The 18,714-nt window shown below is 43.9% G+C and carries 13 protein-coding genes; all 13 read left to right on the top strand.

Annotation, left to right across the window (positions count from 1 at the left end):
- Nucleotides 1-752: 752 nt before the first annotated feature.
- The 13 genes from AC58VC_RS05880 to AC58VC_RS05820 all read left to right on the top strand — a co-directional run bounded on the left by AC58VC_RS05880 (nucleotide 753) and on the right by AC58VC_RS05820 (nucleotide 18,523).
- The gene (locus tag AC58VC_RS05880; protein ID WP_497367872.1) at nucleotides 753-1,913 is read left to right on the top strand and encodes an RCC1 domain-containing protein; all 1,161 of its coding nucleotides are present in this window, start codon (nucleotides 753-755) and stop codon (nucleotides 1,911-1,913) included.
- Nucleotides 1,914-3,201: 1,288 nt separating this feature from the next.
- Nucleotides 3,202-4,020 (top strand): tetratricopeptide repeat protein, encoded by an 819-nt coding sequence (locus tag AC58VC_RS05875; RefSeq protein WP_497367871.1) that lies wholly within the window; start codon nucleotides 3,202-3,204, stop codon nucleotides 4,018-4,020.
- A 253-nt stretch (nucleotides 4,021-4,273) separates the two neighbouring features.
- A complete protein-coding gene (locus AC58VC_RS05870; protein ID WP_497367870.1) occupies nucleotides 4,274-5,221 on the top strand; it encodes an ABC transporter permease in 948 nt (315 codons plus the stop codon).
- Nucleotides 5,222-5,234: 13 nt separating this feature from the next.
- Nucleotides 5,235-6,104: a carbohydrate ABC transporter permease gene (locus AC58VC_RS05865; protein ID WP_497367869.1), complete on the top strand. Its 870-nt coding sequence runs from the start codon at nucleotides 5,235-5,237 to the stop codon at nucleotides 6,102-6,104.
- A gap of 71 nt (nucleotides 6,105-6,175) precedes the next feature.
- Entirely contained in the window at nucleotides 6,176-7,762 is a 1,587-nt protein-coding gene (locus AC58VC_RS05860; RefSeq protein WP_497367868.1) for an extracellular solute-binding protein, read from the top strand.
- An 89-nt stretch (nucleotides 7,763-7,851) separates the two neighbouring features.
- Entirely contained in the window at nucleotides 7,852-9,591 is a 1,740-nt protein-coding gene (locus AC58VC_RS05855) for a sensor histidine kinase (RefSeq protein ID WP_497367867.1), read from the top strand.
- A 2-nt stretch (nucleotides 9,592-9,593) separates the two neighbouring features.
- Nucleotides 9,594-11,213 carry a response regulator gene (locus tag AC58VC_RS05850; protein WP_497367866.1) on the top strand — a complete coding sequence of 540 codons (1,620 nt, stop codon included), beginning with the start codon at nucleotides 9,594-9,596 and terminating at the stop codon, nucleotides 11,211-11,213.
- A gap of 100 nt (nucleotides 11,214-11,313) precedes the next feature.
- Nucleotides 11,314-13,539, top strand: coding sequence for an FAD-dependent oxidoreductase (locus AC58VC_RS05845; RefSeq protein ID WP_497367865.1), 2,226 nt, complete (start codon nucleotides 11,314-11,316; stop codon nucleotides 13,537-13,539).
- A gap of 7 nt (nucleotides 13,540-13,546) precedes the next feature.
- Nucleotides 13,547-14,755 (top strand): SGNH/GDSL hydrolase family protein, encoded by a 1,209-nt coding sequence (locus AC58VC_RS05840; protein ID WP_497367864.1) that lies wholly within the window; start codon nucleotides 13,547-13,549, stop codon nucleotides 14,753-14,755.
- A gap of 123 nt (nucleotides 14,756-14,878) precedes the next feature.
- Nucleotides 14,879-15,271 carry a hypothetical protein gene (locus AC58VC_RS05835; protein WP_497367863.1) on the top strand — a complete coding sequence of 131 codons (393 nt, stop codon included), beginning with the start codon at nucleotides 14,879-14,881 and terminating at the stop codon, nucleotides 15,269-15,271.
- The gene (locus AC58VC_RS05830; protein WP_497367918.1) at nucleotides 15,232-15,597 is read left to right on the top strand and encodes a golvesin C-terminal-like domain-containing protein; all 366 of its coding nucleotides are present in this window, start codon (nucleotides 15,232-15,234) and stop codon (nucleotides 15,595-15,597) included. The genes AC58VC_RS05835 and AC58VC_RS05830 overlap by 40 nt, the downstream gene beginning before the upstream one ends.
- Before the next feature lie 243 nt (nucleotides 15,598-15,840).
- The gene (locus tag AC58VC_RS05825) at nucleotides 15,841-16,950 is read left to right on the top strand and encodes a betaine/proline/choline family ABC transporter ATP-binding protein (RefSeq protein WP_497367862.1); all 1,110 of its coding nucleotides are present in this window, start codon (nucleotides 15,841-15,843) and stop codon (nucleotides 16,948-16,950) included.
- A 13-nt stretch (nucleotides 16,951-16,963) separates the two neighbouring features.
- A complete protein-coding gene (locus AC58VC_RS05820) occupies nucleotides 16,964-18,523 on the top strand; it encodes a glycine betaine ABC transporter substrate-binding protein (protein ID WP_497367861.1) in 1,560 nt (519 codons plus the stop codon).
- Nucleotides 18,524-18,714 lie beyond the last annotated feature (191 nt).

The raw sequence follows: 18,714 nt of genomic DNA, 5'->3' as shown, positions 1-18,714 counted from the left end.
TCCTAGATGAAGAACGTCGGAAAGCCGTATGCGGGAAAACTGCACGTACGGTTTGATGAGGAGGGGCTGGGATCCCCAGTCCTTTACTCTACTTAGTTCCAATATGTGGTATCGTATCAGAGAGAAAGCTTCATCATTAAGAACGCGGTTTAAGTTCCTAATCCGCCGCTGTTTTATTAGGAAGTCTATCTCTTGAAATGAAATAGACAAATGAGGTTGTTTCTTAGTATGCGGATATGAGAAGTTCAAGAGGAGTTGACCATATTCCGTGGATCTGCTTAAGCATACCGAACATAGACCATACCCTCTATCTCCCGAACTATTAGTAAAAGTTACATTAGAAGCGGCAGCTGTTCCTCTATCATTAACACTTATATTCCCCAAAAAAGAACCCAGCCAAGTAAACCGGGTGTTTGATTCTTTGATAGTATTTGAGTGGGTACGTAGCAGCTTTATTTCGATTTCTTTGGTTCACCAGTTTTACCTGATGACGTGGTATGCTTTGGGTTGTTAGTTTCTTTAGTTTTGTTCCTGTTATTTCGAAGCAGAACTTCAAAATAACTTCTTTGTCGTTGCTTGCGCCACCTAAATGTATATCATTTGACCCATTCAAGCCTAGTAAGGCCTATGAATCGGTCTTTTTTCATTTAATTGCAACTATTTCCTATTTTTAGCGTCTATATTACTGGGAAAAAATGGGTTTGTTGAATGGTTTATCAAATTGTTACCTTAAAAAAGGAGAGATGAAGATTTTGAAATTGAAATGTTGGTCAAAACGCATCGTTCAGTCCGCAGCAGTGCTATCGGTTTTATCGCTTGCCGTAGTTACACCGTTGTCGGTATTCGCAACGGATGAGTTGGGGAAAAATGAACCCAGGATTGTGCAGGTAAATAACCCGAATTTTCCGGTGGCGGTGGATGATCAAGGGAATGTTTGGTGCTTCTCATGGCATGCAATCTCCGTAAAAGACGGTTTTTTTACGAATCTAATGATAAAAACCCCTGACATCAAAGAAGTGAAAAGTATTTCTCAAAATGGCGGTATGATTCTAGCCCTGAAAAAGGATGGTACCGTTTGGACAATTGAGACACTCGGAGTAAAAAGCAATCTGAATGAGCATGCTTCCGTCAAGTTGGGTGAGCAGATTCCGAATTTGAAGGACATTGTTAAAGTTGATGTTGCGGGCATGATTGGTATGGCTATTGATAAACACGGGAAGGTTTGGATGTTTGAGGCAGCACCGGGTATGTTAAAAGACGATCCTATTTATGCTTCATTAAAAACGGAGCCCATTCAAATTGAGGGCTTAGATCATGTGACAGATATGTTGATTTCCTATGACTTGACATTTTTAAAAGAGGATGGATCGGTTTGGAATTATGATGGTTATGTCTCTAGGCCAAGCGCAAACTGGTCTTTTTATGACTCCATCAGAGATGTTAAACCCGTACAGTTTAAGAATTTAAAAGACATCGTTAAGCTGGGCGGCGATCATTATGCCCTCGATAAAGATGGAAGCGTTTGGACTTGGGGTAGAACCATACTATCCAAAGATCAAGATGGTTTGGCAGAAGTGCCTGCAGCGCCGTATCGAATGGATGGGCTTACCGATGTTGTTGACTTTGCTAGCGGCAATGACCATGCTCTCTTTGTGAAAAAAGATGGTACTGTTTGGGGCTTGGGATATTTTATTGAGAAATGGGAAGCGCTTGGAGCCAAGCCTGAAAGAGTCTGGAAAGATTTATTCAAACTAGAGGATATCGAAAATGCGGCTTCTGTGAAAATCTCTATATTGAGTGGGGATTTAACGACGGAGTCTGTTATTAAAAAAGACGGAACGGTTTGGATGTGGGGCATCGATCAATTTCTAGACCTGATTAAGAAGCCACAGCAAGTAGAATTCAGAAATTAAGTAACCTAGACCGGTCCAAGCCTAACAAGAACAATGGATCGGTCTCTTTATATGCAGGAAAAACGGCACCTTCTTATTGACAGCAGCCTGTTCCAGTCTTTATGTTAAACATATGAGTGATTGTTCATAATAAACATAAATCATCGAGCAGCACTCCATTTTAATAGAGGCGGCTAATGATGGGAACTTTGTGTCATTTATGTAGGCAGATTTGTGTCATTAGACACATCCGACCAAGAACATGGTTACATTAAAAGTCCTATTTGATGCAGATTTTCTTTTTATGTCCTCAAGTTCTTGTCAAAATCGGATGACAAGAACTTGAGGACATTCCCGATTTTGACAAGAAGATTATGACATTCCCGATGGATCGCGCTAAGCTATATATCTATGTATTCTTGATCACGTCAGTTTTTGGTTGATCTAACTGGCGGGGGAGCCAAATAACAAGGCTGTAACGGAGCCGGTTACGCTAACGGGAGGAAAGTTACAATATATGGTAGAATGGGGTGAGTATATTGATTGGAAGTTTGGTGCCAAGAGGGAGAAAAGTATCAACTATCATGGGTAAAATAAATTCAAAGCATATCCTCATTGTGTATTTAATCGGCGTAGTTAACTTTGTGATTGTGAAATTCTTCGGCGATATACAAAGGGTAGTCGATAGAGTTGCTAGTAATAAAGCACAGAAAGCTATGGGTTAATGGAATTTAGAACTGATTCCCTTTAGGACGATATCTTCATCTATTGATTCTTACATCCGTGTAGGAATGGTGCCTTCATCAATCAATCTAATTGCCAATATTGCCGTATTTGTTCCATTGGGGTATTTAATTCCGCTCGTTGTACGAAGACCATCATTTATTAATACGTTTATAAACTGACAAAGGGTATCGAGGCTATCGAGGATCGATAGTTCAAAGAATATCATGAGAAGGCTGTCGATTTATTATATCGGCAGCCTTCTCAGCTAAAGAGCAACATATGGTTTCAAAAATGCTACTATTTACGATTCTTGGAAAACTCGGTATTCTGGAAAGCCATTGAGACTTTACGTATTCTTAACGATAAATCATTAGGTTAACGGCGAACGAGAGTGCAATGACTAGGAAGCAGTTCACCATACAGATGCTTCCTTTTTTGTTTAAGTACATCTTGGTTCGCAATAGAACTTTGCCATGGGCCGAAATCATATAGCATCAGCAACAACTATGTGATTTTTTACACTACAGTTGGCTAGATCTCCGCTTCCAGCTATTATTGTAATATACGAAAAGGGGATGGTTTAATGAAGCTACTTATCAAAGTGGCGCTTACCGGCGCTGTACTTGTACTGATTATGATTATCGCATTTCGCTTACATACGTTGCTCGGGTGGGGACTAATTATCGTGATGGTCGGAGGAATGGTGTATGCCTCCAGATCGAGCTACTATACCATTCGCGGCAGTTCGGCATTCATGGCCGACCGGTTCGAGCAGGCGCTTGCTTGGTACCAGAAAGCATATGCCAGCAAGCCGTGTCCGGAGAAGCATCAGATCGGCTACGCCTATTTGCTAATGAGGACAGGCGAGTCGGAGCAAGCGGAGGCTGTGCTGCAGAAGCTGCTTGGCCGCACCGCGAATCACGAGATTAGGATGCAGGCTCGCTGCAATTTGGCTACCGCATACTGGCTGCAAGGAAAGAGGAACGAAAGCGTCAAGGAACTGGATGGCGTGTTCGAACAATACAAAAACACGCTGGTATACGGCAATCTGGGCTATTTCAAGTTGATGCACGTCGACCTGAACGAATCGCTAGAGTTCAATCTCGAAGCATATGCATTTAACAACGATGACCAGACGATTCTGGATAACTGCGCATTGAACTATTACATGCTTGGCAAAATGACGGAGGCAGAGGCGATGTTCGAGAAACTGATGTCTAAATCACCGAAACGCGCCGAGCCTTACTATTACTATGCGCTGACCCTTAAAAAACTCGGGAAGAAAGAGGAGGCCGCAGAGCAAATTAAGAAAGCGCTTGGTAAGGAGTTATCTTTTCTTACAACAGTGACACGTATCGAAATTACCGAAGCAGCTAAGGAGATGAGCGCAGAAAATTCATGATCTTTTCGTTAAGCTAAAGGGAGATGTAATTGGACCGTACGGAACAATGATCAACAAACGGATACGATATTTCAAAAGGGTTCCACACATTAGTCATGCCTAATGTATGGAACCCTTTATTTTTGATCTTCAGTTTAATAGCTTGTTTTTATGACCACTTCCTTAATATCTTGTAAGAAATTCTTGAAATCACAGAAATTTATCCGATAGGGGGGTGCTATTATACAAATATAAATAAAGACGAGGTGATGATATGCAAGCGAAATTGGCAGCGGACGCCATTCCCTTCCCCAAAAAGCGAAATTCATGGATAAGAACGATACAGAAGTATAAAGTGTTGTATGCTCTCTTATTCCCGGCATTGGTTTACTTTGCCGTATTCAAATATATTCCTATGGCAGGAATTATCATTGCTTTTAAAAACTACAACCTAGCTTTGGGACTATGGGATAGCCCATGGGTGGGATTGAAAAATTTTAAAGATTTTATTCATGGCGTTTATTTCTGGGACATTATGAGAAATACGATTATCATATCGCTATATAAGCTATTGTTCGGTTTCTCCGCTCCTATCATACTTGCTTTGCTTCTCAATGAAGTTTATACCCAATGGTTCAAAAAAGTGGTACAAACGATCACGTACTTGCCTCATTTTCTTTCATGGGTCATTGTTTATGGACTGATGGTGGCATTATTAGCCCCAGGGGATGGCCTTTTTAACATGATTTTAAAGCAAAATGGTATTCAGCCGATCTCTTTTCTAACGGAACCTGCCTGGGGCAGAGTGTTGATCATCTTATCTGAAATATGGAAGGATATTGGCTGGGGAGCGATATTGTATCTCGCCGCATTAGCAGGAATTGATCCAAGCTTATATGAAGCAGCTCGAATTGATGGCGCTTCCAAGTGGAGACAGCTATGGCATGTCACATTACCCGGCATTCGAGGCGTTATTATTCTGATGCTGATCCTCAAATTAAGCCATATTCTGGATGCTGGTTTTGACCAAATATTCATGTTTGCCAACAGCTTTAACCAGGAGAAGATCGATATTATCGACACATGGGTATACCGTGAAGGGTTGGAGCGTCTTAAGATTGGCTTGGCAACGGCTGTGGGATTGTTTAAAGCGATCATCGGATTTGCTTTAGTTTTGGCGGCGAACAAGCTCGCAAAAAAATTCGATGGGCAAATTTGGTGAGGTGGTTTTCAAAATGATTAACATGACAGTCGGTGAAAAAGTATGGCAAGCAGCCGTTTATATGATTCTTATTGTACTATCCCTACTTTGCTTACTCCCTTTTTTATATGTGGTTGCTGTTTCGGTGACACCAGAATCGGAAGTGTTAAGAAGAGGAATTGTGATTATACCTGAATCCTTTACCATTCTAGCCTACAAAGAAGTATTCTTTTCTCATGGTATCGGGCAGGCGTATAAAATCACGTTGTTTCGAACGATTGTAGGTACTGCGTTAAATGTGGTTTTTACGATCATAGCGGCTTATCCGTTATCCAAAAAATATTTGCCAGGACGCAGCACATTTTTAATATTCATTGTGTTTACCATGATGTTTGGTGGAGGGTTAATTCCGACGTATTTGTTAATCCGCTCTCTGGGATTGCTAAACAGTCCGTGGGTATTAATTATCCCGCATCTCATTAGTGCATTTAATCTGGTGATTATTAAAGGCTTTTTCGAGCAATTGCCTGCTGAAATCGAGGAATCAGCAAGGGTCGATGGCGCAAGTGAACTTCAGTCGCTATGGAGAATCATTTTACCCCTGTCCTTGCCCGTCCTTGCCACGATTTCCCTATTTTATGCCGTGGGGCATTGGAACAGTTATTTTGATGCGATTGTTTACTTGAATGATTCGAACTTAATGCCGCTCCAAGTTGTCTTGCGCAACATTCTGCTTAACATCGCAACACAAAGTGCTGACTCGATGGCCAATTCCGGAACGGTTAGCAAGTTCGCCGTGCAAATGGCTGCTGTTGTTGTGACTACAGTTCCGATTTTGATCGTTTATCCATTTATGCAAAAGCATTTTACGAAGGGAGTACTCATGGGATCGATTAAAGGTTAAAAGCAATTTCTACCTAGGTTGTTACGGGGACACCGTGATAATATAGAATACAAGCAAAAGGAGAGGTCAATATGCAACGTAAAAAGATTTCATTTACCGTTCTGGCTGCTACCATAGGGCTGGGAGCGCTATTGTCAGGATGTGTGGACAAAGAAGATGTTAAGCCGGCAGCTTCGAACAGCCCTCAATCCGAGGCTAACAAGTTCGCGACCAAACTGAAAATAACAATGTTTAACCAAGGTACTTTCAACGCTGCCGCTCCGATACCTCCACGTGATGAAGATGTTCAACGCCAAATGTTGGAGAAGGCGGTAAACATCGACTTGGATATGATGGTTCCCCAAGCTGGGCAAGCAACTACCAAACTGAATACACTTATTGCTGGCGGGGATATGCCCGATTTGCTTTTCTTGAAGAGTCGGGCGGATCTCGCACAATATTATGATCAAGGTGTTCTTGCGGATCTGACGCCGTACTTGGATCAATTTCCCGAATTGAAGAAGCGTTTTGGAAATGATTCCTGGGAGGCGACGTCCTATTTGGGAAAAACCATCGGAGTTCCGGGTTATGATAATGTAAACGGTATCAGTCGAAGTTTCTTCATCCGCAACGATTGGTTAAAAAAGCTGAATATGAAAGTGCCGACAACCCCTGACGAGCTGTTCGAAGTGATGAAAGCCTTTACAGAGAAAGACCCAGATGGAAACGGCAAAAACGATACGTATGGATTCATAGGCGGTATGAATAAAGAAGGCAACCTGCAAACCTACGGTTTCGATAGCTTGATGTGGATGTTTGGCGTTAACCCGCCCTCAGCCATTGAAGTGAAAGACAATAAACCAGTGTATCTATTTATCGATCCCAAAATGAAAGAGGCGCTCGCTTACATTAATAAAATGATGACAGCGAATGTTGTGGATCCAGACTGGGTGACGATGAATACGCCAGATCTGTTGGATCAAAAGTTATTTAAAGGTAAAGTTGGCTTCATGATCAGAGATGCCCGCAGATTGGAACCGGATTATCAGCAGAAAATGAAAGAAATTGGTGGAGAAATACCGGAATGGATCGTCATTCCTCCAATGAAGGGGCCATACGGCGATCAAATCGTGGAGAGAAAATCGTTCCAAGGCAATTCATGGGCCATTTCCAAGAAAGCCGACAAGGATAAAATCATTCGAATCCTGTCCATGCTTGAGTATATGTTTACGGACAAAGAAGCCTATCCGAATTTCGCATACGGAATTAAAGGGATTCATTGGGATGTGGTAGACGGCAAGATCAAAAATAAAACCTCTGAATTATCCAAGGATATGAAAGAAAAGTACTTATGGGTCGATCATTATAGAATGCCGCGCCGAGGCGATGATGCCGAGTATTTCAGCTTCCAGAATCCGAAGACAGCAGAAGCTTTCACGAACAATCAGCAATATGTGGGGCCTACTTTGCCCGGAAATTTGTTGACGGCAGACCCGAGTGATAGCTTGGCAGCGGACCGCACTCGTTTCATTAATGAAAGCTTAGTCAAGTTTATGTCTGGCAAAGACCCTCTCACGAACTGGGACAACTTCCTCAAAACATTGGATACGAAGTTTGACATGCAGAAATATAAGGATACGGCAGTTAAACAATTTAAAGATGCTGGCCTAATCAAGTAAATAAACGAAGAGAGAGGCGATAAATAGCCCCTCTCTTTGTTGTCCTATGCTATGCTTAGTTGAATACAGATGTAAAAGGAAGATGACCGATGCGAAGAAGAATCAGCTTGCCTTTAAAACTATTTTTGATTGTGTTTGCGTTTGTATTAAGCTGCATCATCTTGATAAGCCAATTGTCCTATCGCTATGTTCAAAAGGAGATAAGAACCAACGATATTTATTACACAAACCAAATTTTGGACAAAGTTGACCAGTATTTGACTGTTAATTTTTCCTCCTTCCAGACGATCTTGTTCTCGGTCGAAACATCGGTGAAAGCAAACATTGACAATACAGAAGTAATCAAAAAGCAATTAAGAGAGTTGTATGAACTCAACAGTAATTACGTCAGCAACATCTACTTGATTAAAAATGATTTATCCATTCTAGGCGGAAGCACGGCTACGCGAATTTTCGATGAACCTTTATCCGACAGAAAACCTTTATTTGATGCGGCCGACAAGAACAGAAGGACTACGTTTGTCAGTGATCCTTATAAATCGAAGTATTCCGGCTGGACCGTTACGATGGTGCGATATCTGAATGGCTCTCCGTTTCCTATGGCTATAGCCGTAGATTTGGATCTAAATGCCATTGAAGAAACCTTGTTCAAGATTAATAAGAAAGAACAAATGAATCTGGCTCTTATTACCGCATCGGGTAAAATCATTGCCGGATTTTCGGAAAGTAGAGGACCCCTGAATATTCAAGATCATACTTTTTCAATCGGGGACACGTCAGCGGAACAAATTCTTGATACGACAGGAACAAGTCTTCAACTGCATACCAAAGAGGGGTTACCAGTCTCTATTCTGAAGAAACCGACGGAGAAATTCAATTGGTCCATCATTTCGATCAATGATGAATCTCGTTTGGAAGCTGCGTTGTCCAGATTGGAAACCTACTATATCGGGCTTCTAGTTGCAGGTCTTCTCTTAAGTTTGTTCATTTCCTTTTTTATTGCCAAATATATAAGGAATCCGCTCTATGCGCTCAAAACAAAAATGAAGCGGGTAGAGCAAGGCGATCTGACCACGACAGTTACCATTAAGCGAAACGATGAGTTCGGCGACCTTTCCCGGGCATTCGACCGTATGCTGCAGCAAATTGTGGAACTGATTCGTAGAGGAGAGCAGCATAACGAACTGGAGCGGAAGCTGGAGATCCAAGTGCTTCAATCTCAAATAAACCCTCATTTTCTATATAACACACTTGGAGCTATTAGCAATGTCATACGCCTCGGCCAAATAGAGAAAGTAGATGTGGTCATCAGGTCTCTCATTTCATCTTTGGAATATGGGATCGCCGACGCTTCTGAGAAGGTTTCACTACGTCAGGAGTTGCAAAATGTTTCGGACTATATCGCGATCCAGAACATCCGATATAACAGGCACTTCGACTTGATTGAGCATATCGAAGATGAGTTAATGGATTTTCCGGTTTTTCGAATGCTGCTGCAGCCCATTGTGGAGAATAGTATCTTCCATGGCTATAACGGAGGGGGAATCGAAGGATCGATTACGATTCATGCCTACAGGGAGGGCGGCATCGTCATCATAGAAGTCATTGATCAAGGCGAGGGAATTCCAGCGGATAAAATAAAGCATATTTTAACGGCAGAACCGACTGATCTGGAAGTAAAAAGAAAAAGAATCGGGTTAAATAATATTCATGGTCGAATAAGACTTCACTTTGGGGAGCAGTTCGGGCTCCAAATCATAAGCGTACCGAATGAAATAACCCGTGTCCGCGCCATATTCCCAGCAGGTTTGTTTAAAGGAGATGTATGAGGGTGAGAGACTACACTTGCTTCATTGTTGACGACGAAGATCTAATCATTCAACGATTGGAATTATTTTTTAGCGAGCTCTCCCATAAGGAAAGGCGATTCCAGTTAGTGGGAAAAGCGAATAATGGGCAGAAGGGGATAGAGGAGATATTAAAACGAAAACCAGATATCGTCATTTCCGATATCGTTATGCCCCGAATGGATGGGATATCCATGATTGAGCAGTTAAAGCTGGAGCTGCCTCATACCCAATACATTCTTTTGACTGCTTATTCATCATTTGAATACGCACAGCGAGCTATTCACGCCAACGTATTGGAGTACATCGTAAAGGTTCCATTAAATGAAGCAGATTTGGTCCGGGCTTTGAATAAGGCAGCTGGAATTTTGGATGAGGTTAAGAAAAAAGAAGAGGAATTTCAATCTTTAAACGTAACCGTTCTTGAAAATAAATATAGAGTTCGCAAACAATTTTTTAACGAACTGATCAGAGGCGAAATACCTTCGCATCGGGCATCGAATTTTGCCAATCGCATGCAGTTTCATTTCTTTCAAGCCAACTATTGCTGCTTCATTGTTGAAATGAATCAGTATGAAAATTTTCGAAATGAATATTCAGCGGTTGACCAAAGCATCTTGAAATATGCGATTACGAATGTCATCGAAGAAACGGTGATGAATTATGGCAGTGGTGTAGCAACGGATCTATCCGATAATCGGTTTATTGGCTTTCTTTCCTGGGAACATAATCGCAGTGAGATGGATACAGAATATGCTTGCCAGGCATTGGGGATTCAGATCGTCTCCCACCTGTATACGTATTTGAATCAAAAGGTTTCGGTAGCTTTTGGCAGTCCGCATCGAGGTTGGGAATCCATCAAACAAGCTTACACGGAAGCTCACAATGTGAGTGAGGATTTCTATTATCATGCAGAGAAAGTAGTCAAAACACCAGCGCATCGGTTCCATTACCATAATGACAGAAGAGTGGACTTTCAGCAGAAATTGGCTGATTTTCTTGTATGGGTGCACAGACAGGTTGTCAAGGAAGAACTAGAGAAAGCATTTGCGGATTTAAATCAATTTGTCACGGATCATAAAATCCACAAGTCTATCATGGGACCTATGCTTCGAGATTTCTATAGAGATATTACAGTGAAATTTAAATCGGGGAACACGCCAACCACGGACTTAGCGGAGTTTCCCATCGAATATATGGCATTTCGCGAGCAGCTAGCCTATATTGGCGACTTCACATTCGAATATATACACGCTGGCCAACTATTACATCGTGCAGAAATCATGGGAGCCATGCGGTTTATAGAGAAAAATTTGAAGCAGCGTTTAACATTGGAAGCCATAGCTGAGGATGTGAACTTAGCGCCATCTTATTTTAGCAGCCTATTTAAAAAAACAATGAACGAAGGTGTTATCAGCTACATCAACCGTAAAAAAATACAGTTGGCTCTCGAACTGTTAACTGTTCAGGATTACTCGATATTGGAATTGTGCGAGGTAGTAGGCATTGTAAATGAAGGGTATTTTTGCAAACTATTTAAAGAATATACGGGGGATACCCCTAAGCAATATCGGATAAAAATGACAAGGTATGAAACCAAATAGGGTTGCAAAAAATTGTGTGAATTTTTCTCGAAATCATGTAAAAAAACGGGGATCAAAAAGCTTACCATGATAGATGTATCTTATCATGGAGGTTATCAAAATGGAGCTTATTAAAGCGGATGTAACCGTCGTAGGCGGAGGTATTGCTGGGCTATGCGCTGCCATTGCTGCCTCTCGTCAAGGGTTGCAAGTGTCACTTATTAATGATCGGCCGGTTCTTGGTGGGAATGCCAGCAGTGAGGTTAGGGTTCATATCAACGGGTCGGCCTATCTCGGTAAAAGTCCATCCTATTATGCACGTGAGGGCGGTTTGGTGGAAGAGCTCAAATTGAAGATTTTCCGCTATAATCCGTTATATAACAAAAAGCTTATGCTTTCGCTTTCAGATACGGTTTTGTTGGATATGGTCTATGCTGAGCCTAACATTTCTCTATTTCTGAATACATGTGTGCATGAAACGGGAATGGAGAACGGCAGAATCCAATGGGTGGAGGGCCTTCAATTGGCTTCCGAAAGGAAATTCCGTTTTGAAAGCCAAACCTACATCGATTGCTCCGGAGACGGGGTTGTCGGATTTCAGGCCGGTGCTCACTTCCGATGGGGGAGAGAAGCGAAGCATGAATACCAGGAGGACTTGGCACCAGAAGTGGCCGACCATTACACCATGGGAGACACGATCCTTTTCCAAGCCCGCGATGTAGAATATTCCGTTCCGTACAGAAGACCGGGCTTTGCGTATGATATTACGAAGTTGGCCTTTTTCGATAGTATCAGAAAAGGCTTGAACCATCGGGCTTTTCCTAGAAAAATCAACGGGCTCGGCGGACTGTGGTGGCTGGAATTCGGCGGGCATATGGATGTTATAACAAACAATGAAGACATTGCCTTAGAGCTGCGGAAATTGGTTTACGGAATTTGGGACTATATCAAAAATAGCGGCGAATTTGATGATGTGGACAATCTCATCCTGGATTATGTATGCCCGATTCCTGGAAAGCGGGAATCGAGGCGCTTTATAGGGAATCACATGTTGTCTCAGAACGATCTTACAGCAAAGCCGTATTTCGAAGATGCTGTATCCGTCGGGGGATGGTATATGGATTTACATGCTGCTAAGGGCATCTATGATGAGGGACCGGCTACAGCATGGAATTTCGTGCCGGGCTTGTACAATATTCCATTCCGTAGTTTATTTTCTCGTAACATACCTAACCTCATGTTCGCTGGTCGCAATATAAGTGCTACCCATGTTGCTTTCGGATCTACAAGGGTAATGGCAACCTGCGGTTGTATGGGGCAGGCAGTTGGAACGGCCGCTTCGTTATGCTTGAAATATGAGGTAGACCCCGCAGACATCGTCGAAGCTCATATGGGAGAGCTGCAGGCGATGCTGCTTCGGGACGGGCAAACGATTGTAGGGCTTAAAGAGGAATTGGATCCTTACTTCGCTGAGGGATTACATATTCGTGCCTCATCTCAGCGCAGCTATGATAATCTTCATCCAACCGAAACGATTCCTTTGGAGCAAGGGGTATGTTTGGTCTTGCCGATTCAGACATCTGTGGCGGAGAGCGTACGGATCAAAATTAAAAATAGTTCCGAGCATTTGGAAATGCTGCAAGTGAAGCTGTTTGGCGGGCAGCGGAAGGAAAACTACATTCCCACCAGCCAGATGAAAGACTACCGCTTGGTCTTTACAGCTGGTCATGACGACTGGATTACGCTGGACTTGGGCTGCACGAAGCCAGCGGACGACAAAATATACATCGTACTGGAAGGTACGGAGAGCCTTGCCGTCTACGGGAATGAAGAGAAAATGACAGGAGCGGTCAGCTTCCATTACAGGCCGGAAGAGCCGTCGAAACTAAAGAAATTCAATAAGAGCATTTGCTTTAAGGACCTGCGGCCATCGCAGAATATGTATAACCCCGAGAATGTTGTCAACGGCTATTCCAGACCTTATGGTCTGCCGAACGGCTGGATTTCCGAACGCACGGAAGGACAGGAATGGTTGGAACTCTGTTTTGCAAGTCCTAAAAATTTGGATGAAATCCATCTTGTTTTCAATTCACAGCTGGACTTGGAGCATTTTGACGATCCGATTGAGTCCCTTATCCAAGACTATGATGTGACTTTGACGTTAGAAGACGGAACCGAGAGGGAAATCAGTATCCGTGAAAATTATCTCACGTTGAATAAGCATATCATGGATGCGAAAGGTGTAATCCGAATCCGGATTCATTTCTGCGCAACGTACGGTTCGCCTTATCATGAAGTGTTTGCTGTAAAATTGTTTGCTCCCAAAACGATAAGTGAGGTCAGGTGAAATCGTGATGCAGGAATTATTCCCTCGAAGAGGGTTACCTAATGTCATTCAGAAGTTGGAAAATGGGGAAACCGTGACAATCGTCTATTTTGGCGGCAGTAATACGCGCTCTGAAGGATACAGGGTTATGACGGCGGATTGGCTTCGGGGGCAATATCCCAAGGCGGATATCCGCTGCGTGAATGCAGGCATTGACGGTACGGGATCAGATTTGGGCTGCGCCCGTTTGGAGACGGATGTATTGCGCCATCAGCCTGATCTCGTGTTTGTTGAATTTGTCGGTAACGATGGCGGCGTTCCCGAATCAAAGGCGCGGATTGAAGGCATTGTCCGTCAAATACGGAAGCGGAGCCGATTCATAGATATCCTGTTCGTTTATACGCTGAAAGAGCGGGATGTAGGAGGATTTCAGTCTGGGGAATACCAGAAGGGAGCTCTTATGCAGGAGGATTTGGGAGACTATTACGGTATTCCTTCGATTCATCTGGGCGTAGCGGTCAGTCATTTGGTGACAGAGGGCAAGCTCGTTTTCACTTCAAGAGCCGGAGAGTCCATTCCCGGGGCAGTTATTTTTACGCATGATTCGATCCATCCGATCATTCCCGAAGGACACCAGATTTATACGGATACGATCACTCGGTCATTTGAGCGGATTCGTGAACTTCAGGTTAGTTCGGGACGTGTTGAACATAACCTGCCTCAGAACCCTCTGGTCCCGTCCAATCCTTGGGAGTACGCAACAATGCTGCCGCTGGACGTCCATGCCCATTTATCGGCAGGATGGTCTTACGTGACGCCCGATGATTTTGCGCTGGCCCGCAAGTACGATTGGTTGTTCCCCGGCCTATGGCGGGCAGTCGATCCTGGAGAGTCTATTACGGTGAAGTTCCAAGGCACGCACATCGGTCTGTTCGATATCGGGGGACCTGATTCCGGCAGATTGAAGGTGACGGTGGATGGCGGGGAGCCGTTCCTTGTCGATCGATTCACACGGTACAACGATCATAATCGGAATCAGTATGTATTCTTGCCGGAGCTTCCGAATGGGAACCATACGGTGCGTTTCGAAATCGATAACGAGAAGACAGACAAAGCGGCAGTGTTTGAGGCATCCGGCAATGAACGAAGTAGAGAGCATGTTCAGCAACATCTGGATTGGTACAATCAAACGGTAATCCAGCTTGGGAAATTGTTGTTGGTGCAGCCGCCAGTGTAACTGATGTGTTCCCTTGAAAGACCTGCAAGGCATCGGACTGCTACTCAGCAGTCTAATGCCTGTAGGTCTTTTTATTTAAAATCTTATAAGAAATTCTACAAATCAAAGAAATTTTGCAGGTATGTGAGATGCTATGATAAAAATGACGGAGGGGGATTAGGAACAGCGAAAATATCTTTCTACAAGCTTGATTGGGCGGATAAAGCAGATAGCAATGTAAAAATCGAAAGTGTTCACAGTGGGATTAAGGATGTTATGTTTATGGATCTAAGGCCATCATCAGATCCGTCAGTCGGTTGGGTTGATTTGGGGACCTATGATTTCAGTGGTGATGATACCGAATTTGTCAGACTGACACGAACTCAACCTACAACCGGAACGATCATTACGCGGGCAGATAGCGTCAAGTTCGAAGGGAACATCCGGCAGGCAGCAAGCGCCACCGTTGCCTCCGCTGCGCAGCCGCACATTGGCGAATCTCAGCTGGATTACATTCGACGGGATCCATTTCCCTGATAGCCAGGAAGGCCCAGTTTCCAGAGGGGAGATATGCGGTCTCTATTTATAAGCTCGTCCATACAACAGCAAACGATCATCATGTCAAAGTCGAAGTGAAGCATCAGTCGGTGACAGAGGTCACATATATCGATGCGACAGTTGGCTCGTCGGGTTGGGTTAATCTTGGAACGTTTGACTTTACTGGAGATGGCAGCGAGTATGTTCGTTTAACTAGGGAGACTCCCACTACGGTAGATCCGCCAACCCTTCCTGCTGATATGATTTATACGAGGGCTGATGCGGTCAAGTTCGAACGGCAATCCTTAGTGACTGTGCATCGTTAACGAAATGAGCTTAGCTGATATAAAGGTTAGACCGCAAAGAGGGCTGCTGTATAAGCAGTCCTTTCTGCCGTTGATGTAACACTCGATTCAACGGGCACTACTAATGTTCAACGCAAAGCAAGTGAATCAAACTATCAAGTTGCAATCAATAAAGACATTCCCATACATTAGGAGTAAGTTTTTGGACATCATAAGATCAAAGTTTACCTATTCGTGAAGAAATCGGAAATAGGGGTGTCTTTCTTGATACAGTTCAACAACGTCGTGAAAAAATACAAGGATGGCGCTACAGCGCTGAATGGAATCAATTTGGAAATAAAAGAAGGCGAGTTAGTCACTTTGATCGGACCGAGCGGGTGCGGGAAAACAACGACTATGAAAATGATCAATCGTCTGGTTGAACCCACTTCGGGCAATATTTTGGTCGACGGGCAAGATATTTCGAAAATAAATCCGATCGAACTCCGTAGAAATATCGGATATGTCATTCAGCATATCGGCCTATTTCCGCATATGAAAATCAAGGATAACGTAGAAATCGTACCGAGATTGAAGAAAATGGACAAACGCGACTATGAACGAAGAACCGACGAGTTGATGGATATGGTAGGTCTCGATCCAAGTTTCTACAAGAACCGTTATCCTGCCGAGTTAAGCGGGGGGCAGCAGCAAAGAATCGGCGTCATTCGCGCTATGGCAGCGGAACCTTCCATTATTTTGATGGATGAGCCGTTCAGTGCGCTTGATCCCATCAGCAGAGAACAGCTTCAAGATGAACTGCTTCGGCTGCAGGAGGAAGTTAGGAAGACGATTGTCTTCGTCTCACACGATATGGACGAGGCGTTGAAGATAGCCGACCGCATTGTACTTATGCAAAACGGGGAGATCGTCCAAGCAGATACTCCGGAACGGCTCATCAGACGCCCTCTTAACGATTTCGTCCGTACCTTTATCGGGGAAGAACGGTTAACATATTCGGAGAAACTGACAGTCGAAGATGTGATGCTGACCAATCCGGTTACGGTCTATCTCACGAGAGGATTGGCTTACGCAGCGAAGCTGATGAGAAAACACCGCGTAAACGGGCTACTTGTGATTGATAAGAATCGAGTTTTAAAAGGCATTGTCACGAAAGAGATACTGGAAGAACAGTTTCAACAAGAGGATCTTATTCTTGAGAATATTATGAGAACCAATACTCCCTCCGTTCCCCTCGGGACAGGGGTTGCGGAAGCCGTGGAGATCATGAAGCTGCACGGTATAAATAGCTTACCCATCATTAATCAACACGGGCAAATTGCAGGGTTGGTCACGAATTCAAGTTTAATTAACGCTTTGTTAAAACAACTCTAATGTGGGGGCAACTATGAATCTCTGGGAAGTATTTTTAAACCGAAAAGAAGATATCCTACGTGCCACATTGGAACACATCCAGATATCTCTGATTGCGTTGATCATTGCGATCGTAATTTCGATCCCCACAGGTCTGTTGTTAACCAGGTTGCCCAAATTGGCTTCGCCTGTCATCGGGGTAGCCTCCCTGTTCCAAACTATCCCTAGTCTGGCCTTGCTGGGTTTCATGATTCCTATCCTCGGCATCGGCTTTGCTCCGGCTATCGTGGCCTTGACGGTGTATGCCCTGCTTCCGATTCTCAGGAACACTTATACGGGAATCATGAATGTAGAAAAGCCGATCAAGGAAGCTGGTATTGGCATGGGCATGACGAGCATGCAGGTGATGTTGAAGGTGGAACTTCCGCTGGCACTAAATGTCATTATGGCGGGCATCCGGACGGCAACGGTCATGATTATTGGTGTCGCAACGCTGGCCTCGTTGATTGGGGCTGGTGGACTCGGAGATTTGATTTTCCGCGGTATTTCCACTGTCAATACGGAACTAATATTGGCCGGTACGATTCCAGCTGCACTCATGGCGTTACTGTTCGATTACTTTTTAGGACGGATGGAGAGGGCGCTTACTCCTCGCGGAGTCCGTAAAGATACGCGGAAGCCGAAGCTGATCAGAGGTTTGGAAATCGCGCTATGCTCATTGTTGGTTTTGGTATTGATAGCCAGTTTAGTAACGCGGTTAGGGCAGTCCAATGGAGCAAGTACCGTAGTCGTAGGCGGTAAAAACTTCACTGAACAGGATATCTTGGTGCATATGATGGCATCTCTGATTGAAGCAAAGACTGATTTGAAGGTCGTTCGCAAAACGTATCTGGGAGGTTCGGAGGTCACTCACAGCGCTCTTATTGGTGGGGATATCGATTTGTATCCGGAATACACCGGAACTGGATTGACAGCTGTGCTTAAGGAGCAACCGATCGGCGGAAATCCCGAGCTAACCTACCAAAAAGTAAAGAAGGCTTACGAACAACAATTCAATGTCACTTGGCTGCAGCCATTTGGTTTCAACAACACCTATACGTTGGCAATGAGAAGCGACAAGGCTCAGCAACTCGGTATTACTTCTTTTTCGGAATTGTCAAGACAAGCGCCTGGTCTGGTTCTTGGAGCCACGCACGAGTTTCTGGAAAGGCCAGATGGGTACAAAGGCCTGCAAACCACTTACCGTATAAACTTCAAGGAAACGAAAGGCTTGGATCCCGGCATTACCTATGCTGCCGTTAGAGACGGAACGGTCGACGTTAACGATGCCTTCTCCACAGATGGACGCATTCCAGCATTTCATCTGTTCGTTCTCGCAGACGACAAGCAGTATTTCCCACCCTATTACGCTGTTCCTATCATTCGCATGGATACGTTGAAGGCTCATCCGGAGCTAGAACAGACCCTAAATCTGCTAGCAGGCAAACTAGATGAAAAAGTAATGTCCGAATTGAACGCCAATGTGGATCTTGAAGGACGCCAGGCGCGCGATGTGGCAGAGAATTGGCTGAAATCTGCGGGACTGCTGCAGTAAGTTGTCACAAACATATGGTCCTGAGAGGAAACGAAGGATTAGAATATCAATGGAGCGATAGTGACGAAGATTACGATGCCATATATTGGTTACTTAATAGGTGCTCCAAGCGTTCATATTTCAGGAACAATGACCATGTTTATATACGATTGCTGCATACAAACAGGTAAACAAAGCAGGCGCAATAGCGA

The organism is Paenibacillus sp. J22R67 (genome assembly GCF_059692175.1).
Note: the sequence above shows the minus strand (reverse complement) of the source record. Positions and strands in the feature narration are given on the sequence as shown.

Coding starts and splice junctions, on each gene's coding strand:
- AC58VC_RS05845 (WP_497367865.1), top strand. CDS start 11,314: ATGGAGCTTATTAAAGCGGATGTAACCGTCGTAGGCGGAGGTATTGCT.
- AC58VC_RS05870 (WP_497367870.1), top strand. CDS start 4,274: ATGCAAGCGAAATTGGCAGCGGACGCCATTCCCTTCCCCAAAAAGCGA.
- AC58VC_RS05860 (WP_497367868.1), top strand. CDS start 6,176: ATGCAACGTAAAAAGATTTCATTTACCGTTCTGGCTGCTACCATAGGG.
- AC58VC_RS05840 (WP_497367864.1), top strand. CDS start 13,547: ATGCAGGAATTATTCCCTCGAAGAGGGTTACCTAATGTCATTCAGAAG.
- AC58VC_RS05855 (WP_497367867.1), top strand. CDS start 7,852: ATGCGAAGAAGAATCAGCTTGCCTTTAAAACTATTTTTGATTGTGTTT.
- AC58VC_RS05865 (WP_497367869.1), top strand. CDS start 5,235: ATGATTAACATGACAGTCGGTGAAAAAGTATGGCAAGCAGCCGTTTAT.
- AC58VC_RS05875 (WP_497367871.1), top strand. CDS start 3,202: ATGAAGCTACTTATCAAAGTGGCGCTTACCGGCGCTGTACTTGTACTG.
- AC58VC_RS05820 (WP_497367861.1), top strand. CDS start 16,964: ATGAATCTCTGGGAAGTATTTTTAAACCGAAAAGAAGATATCCTACGT.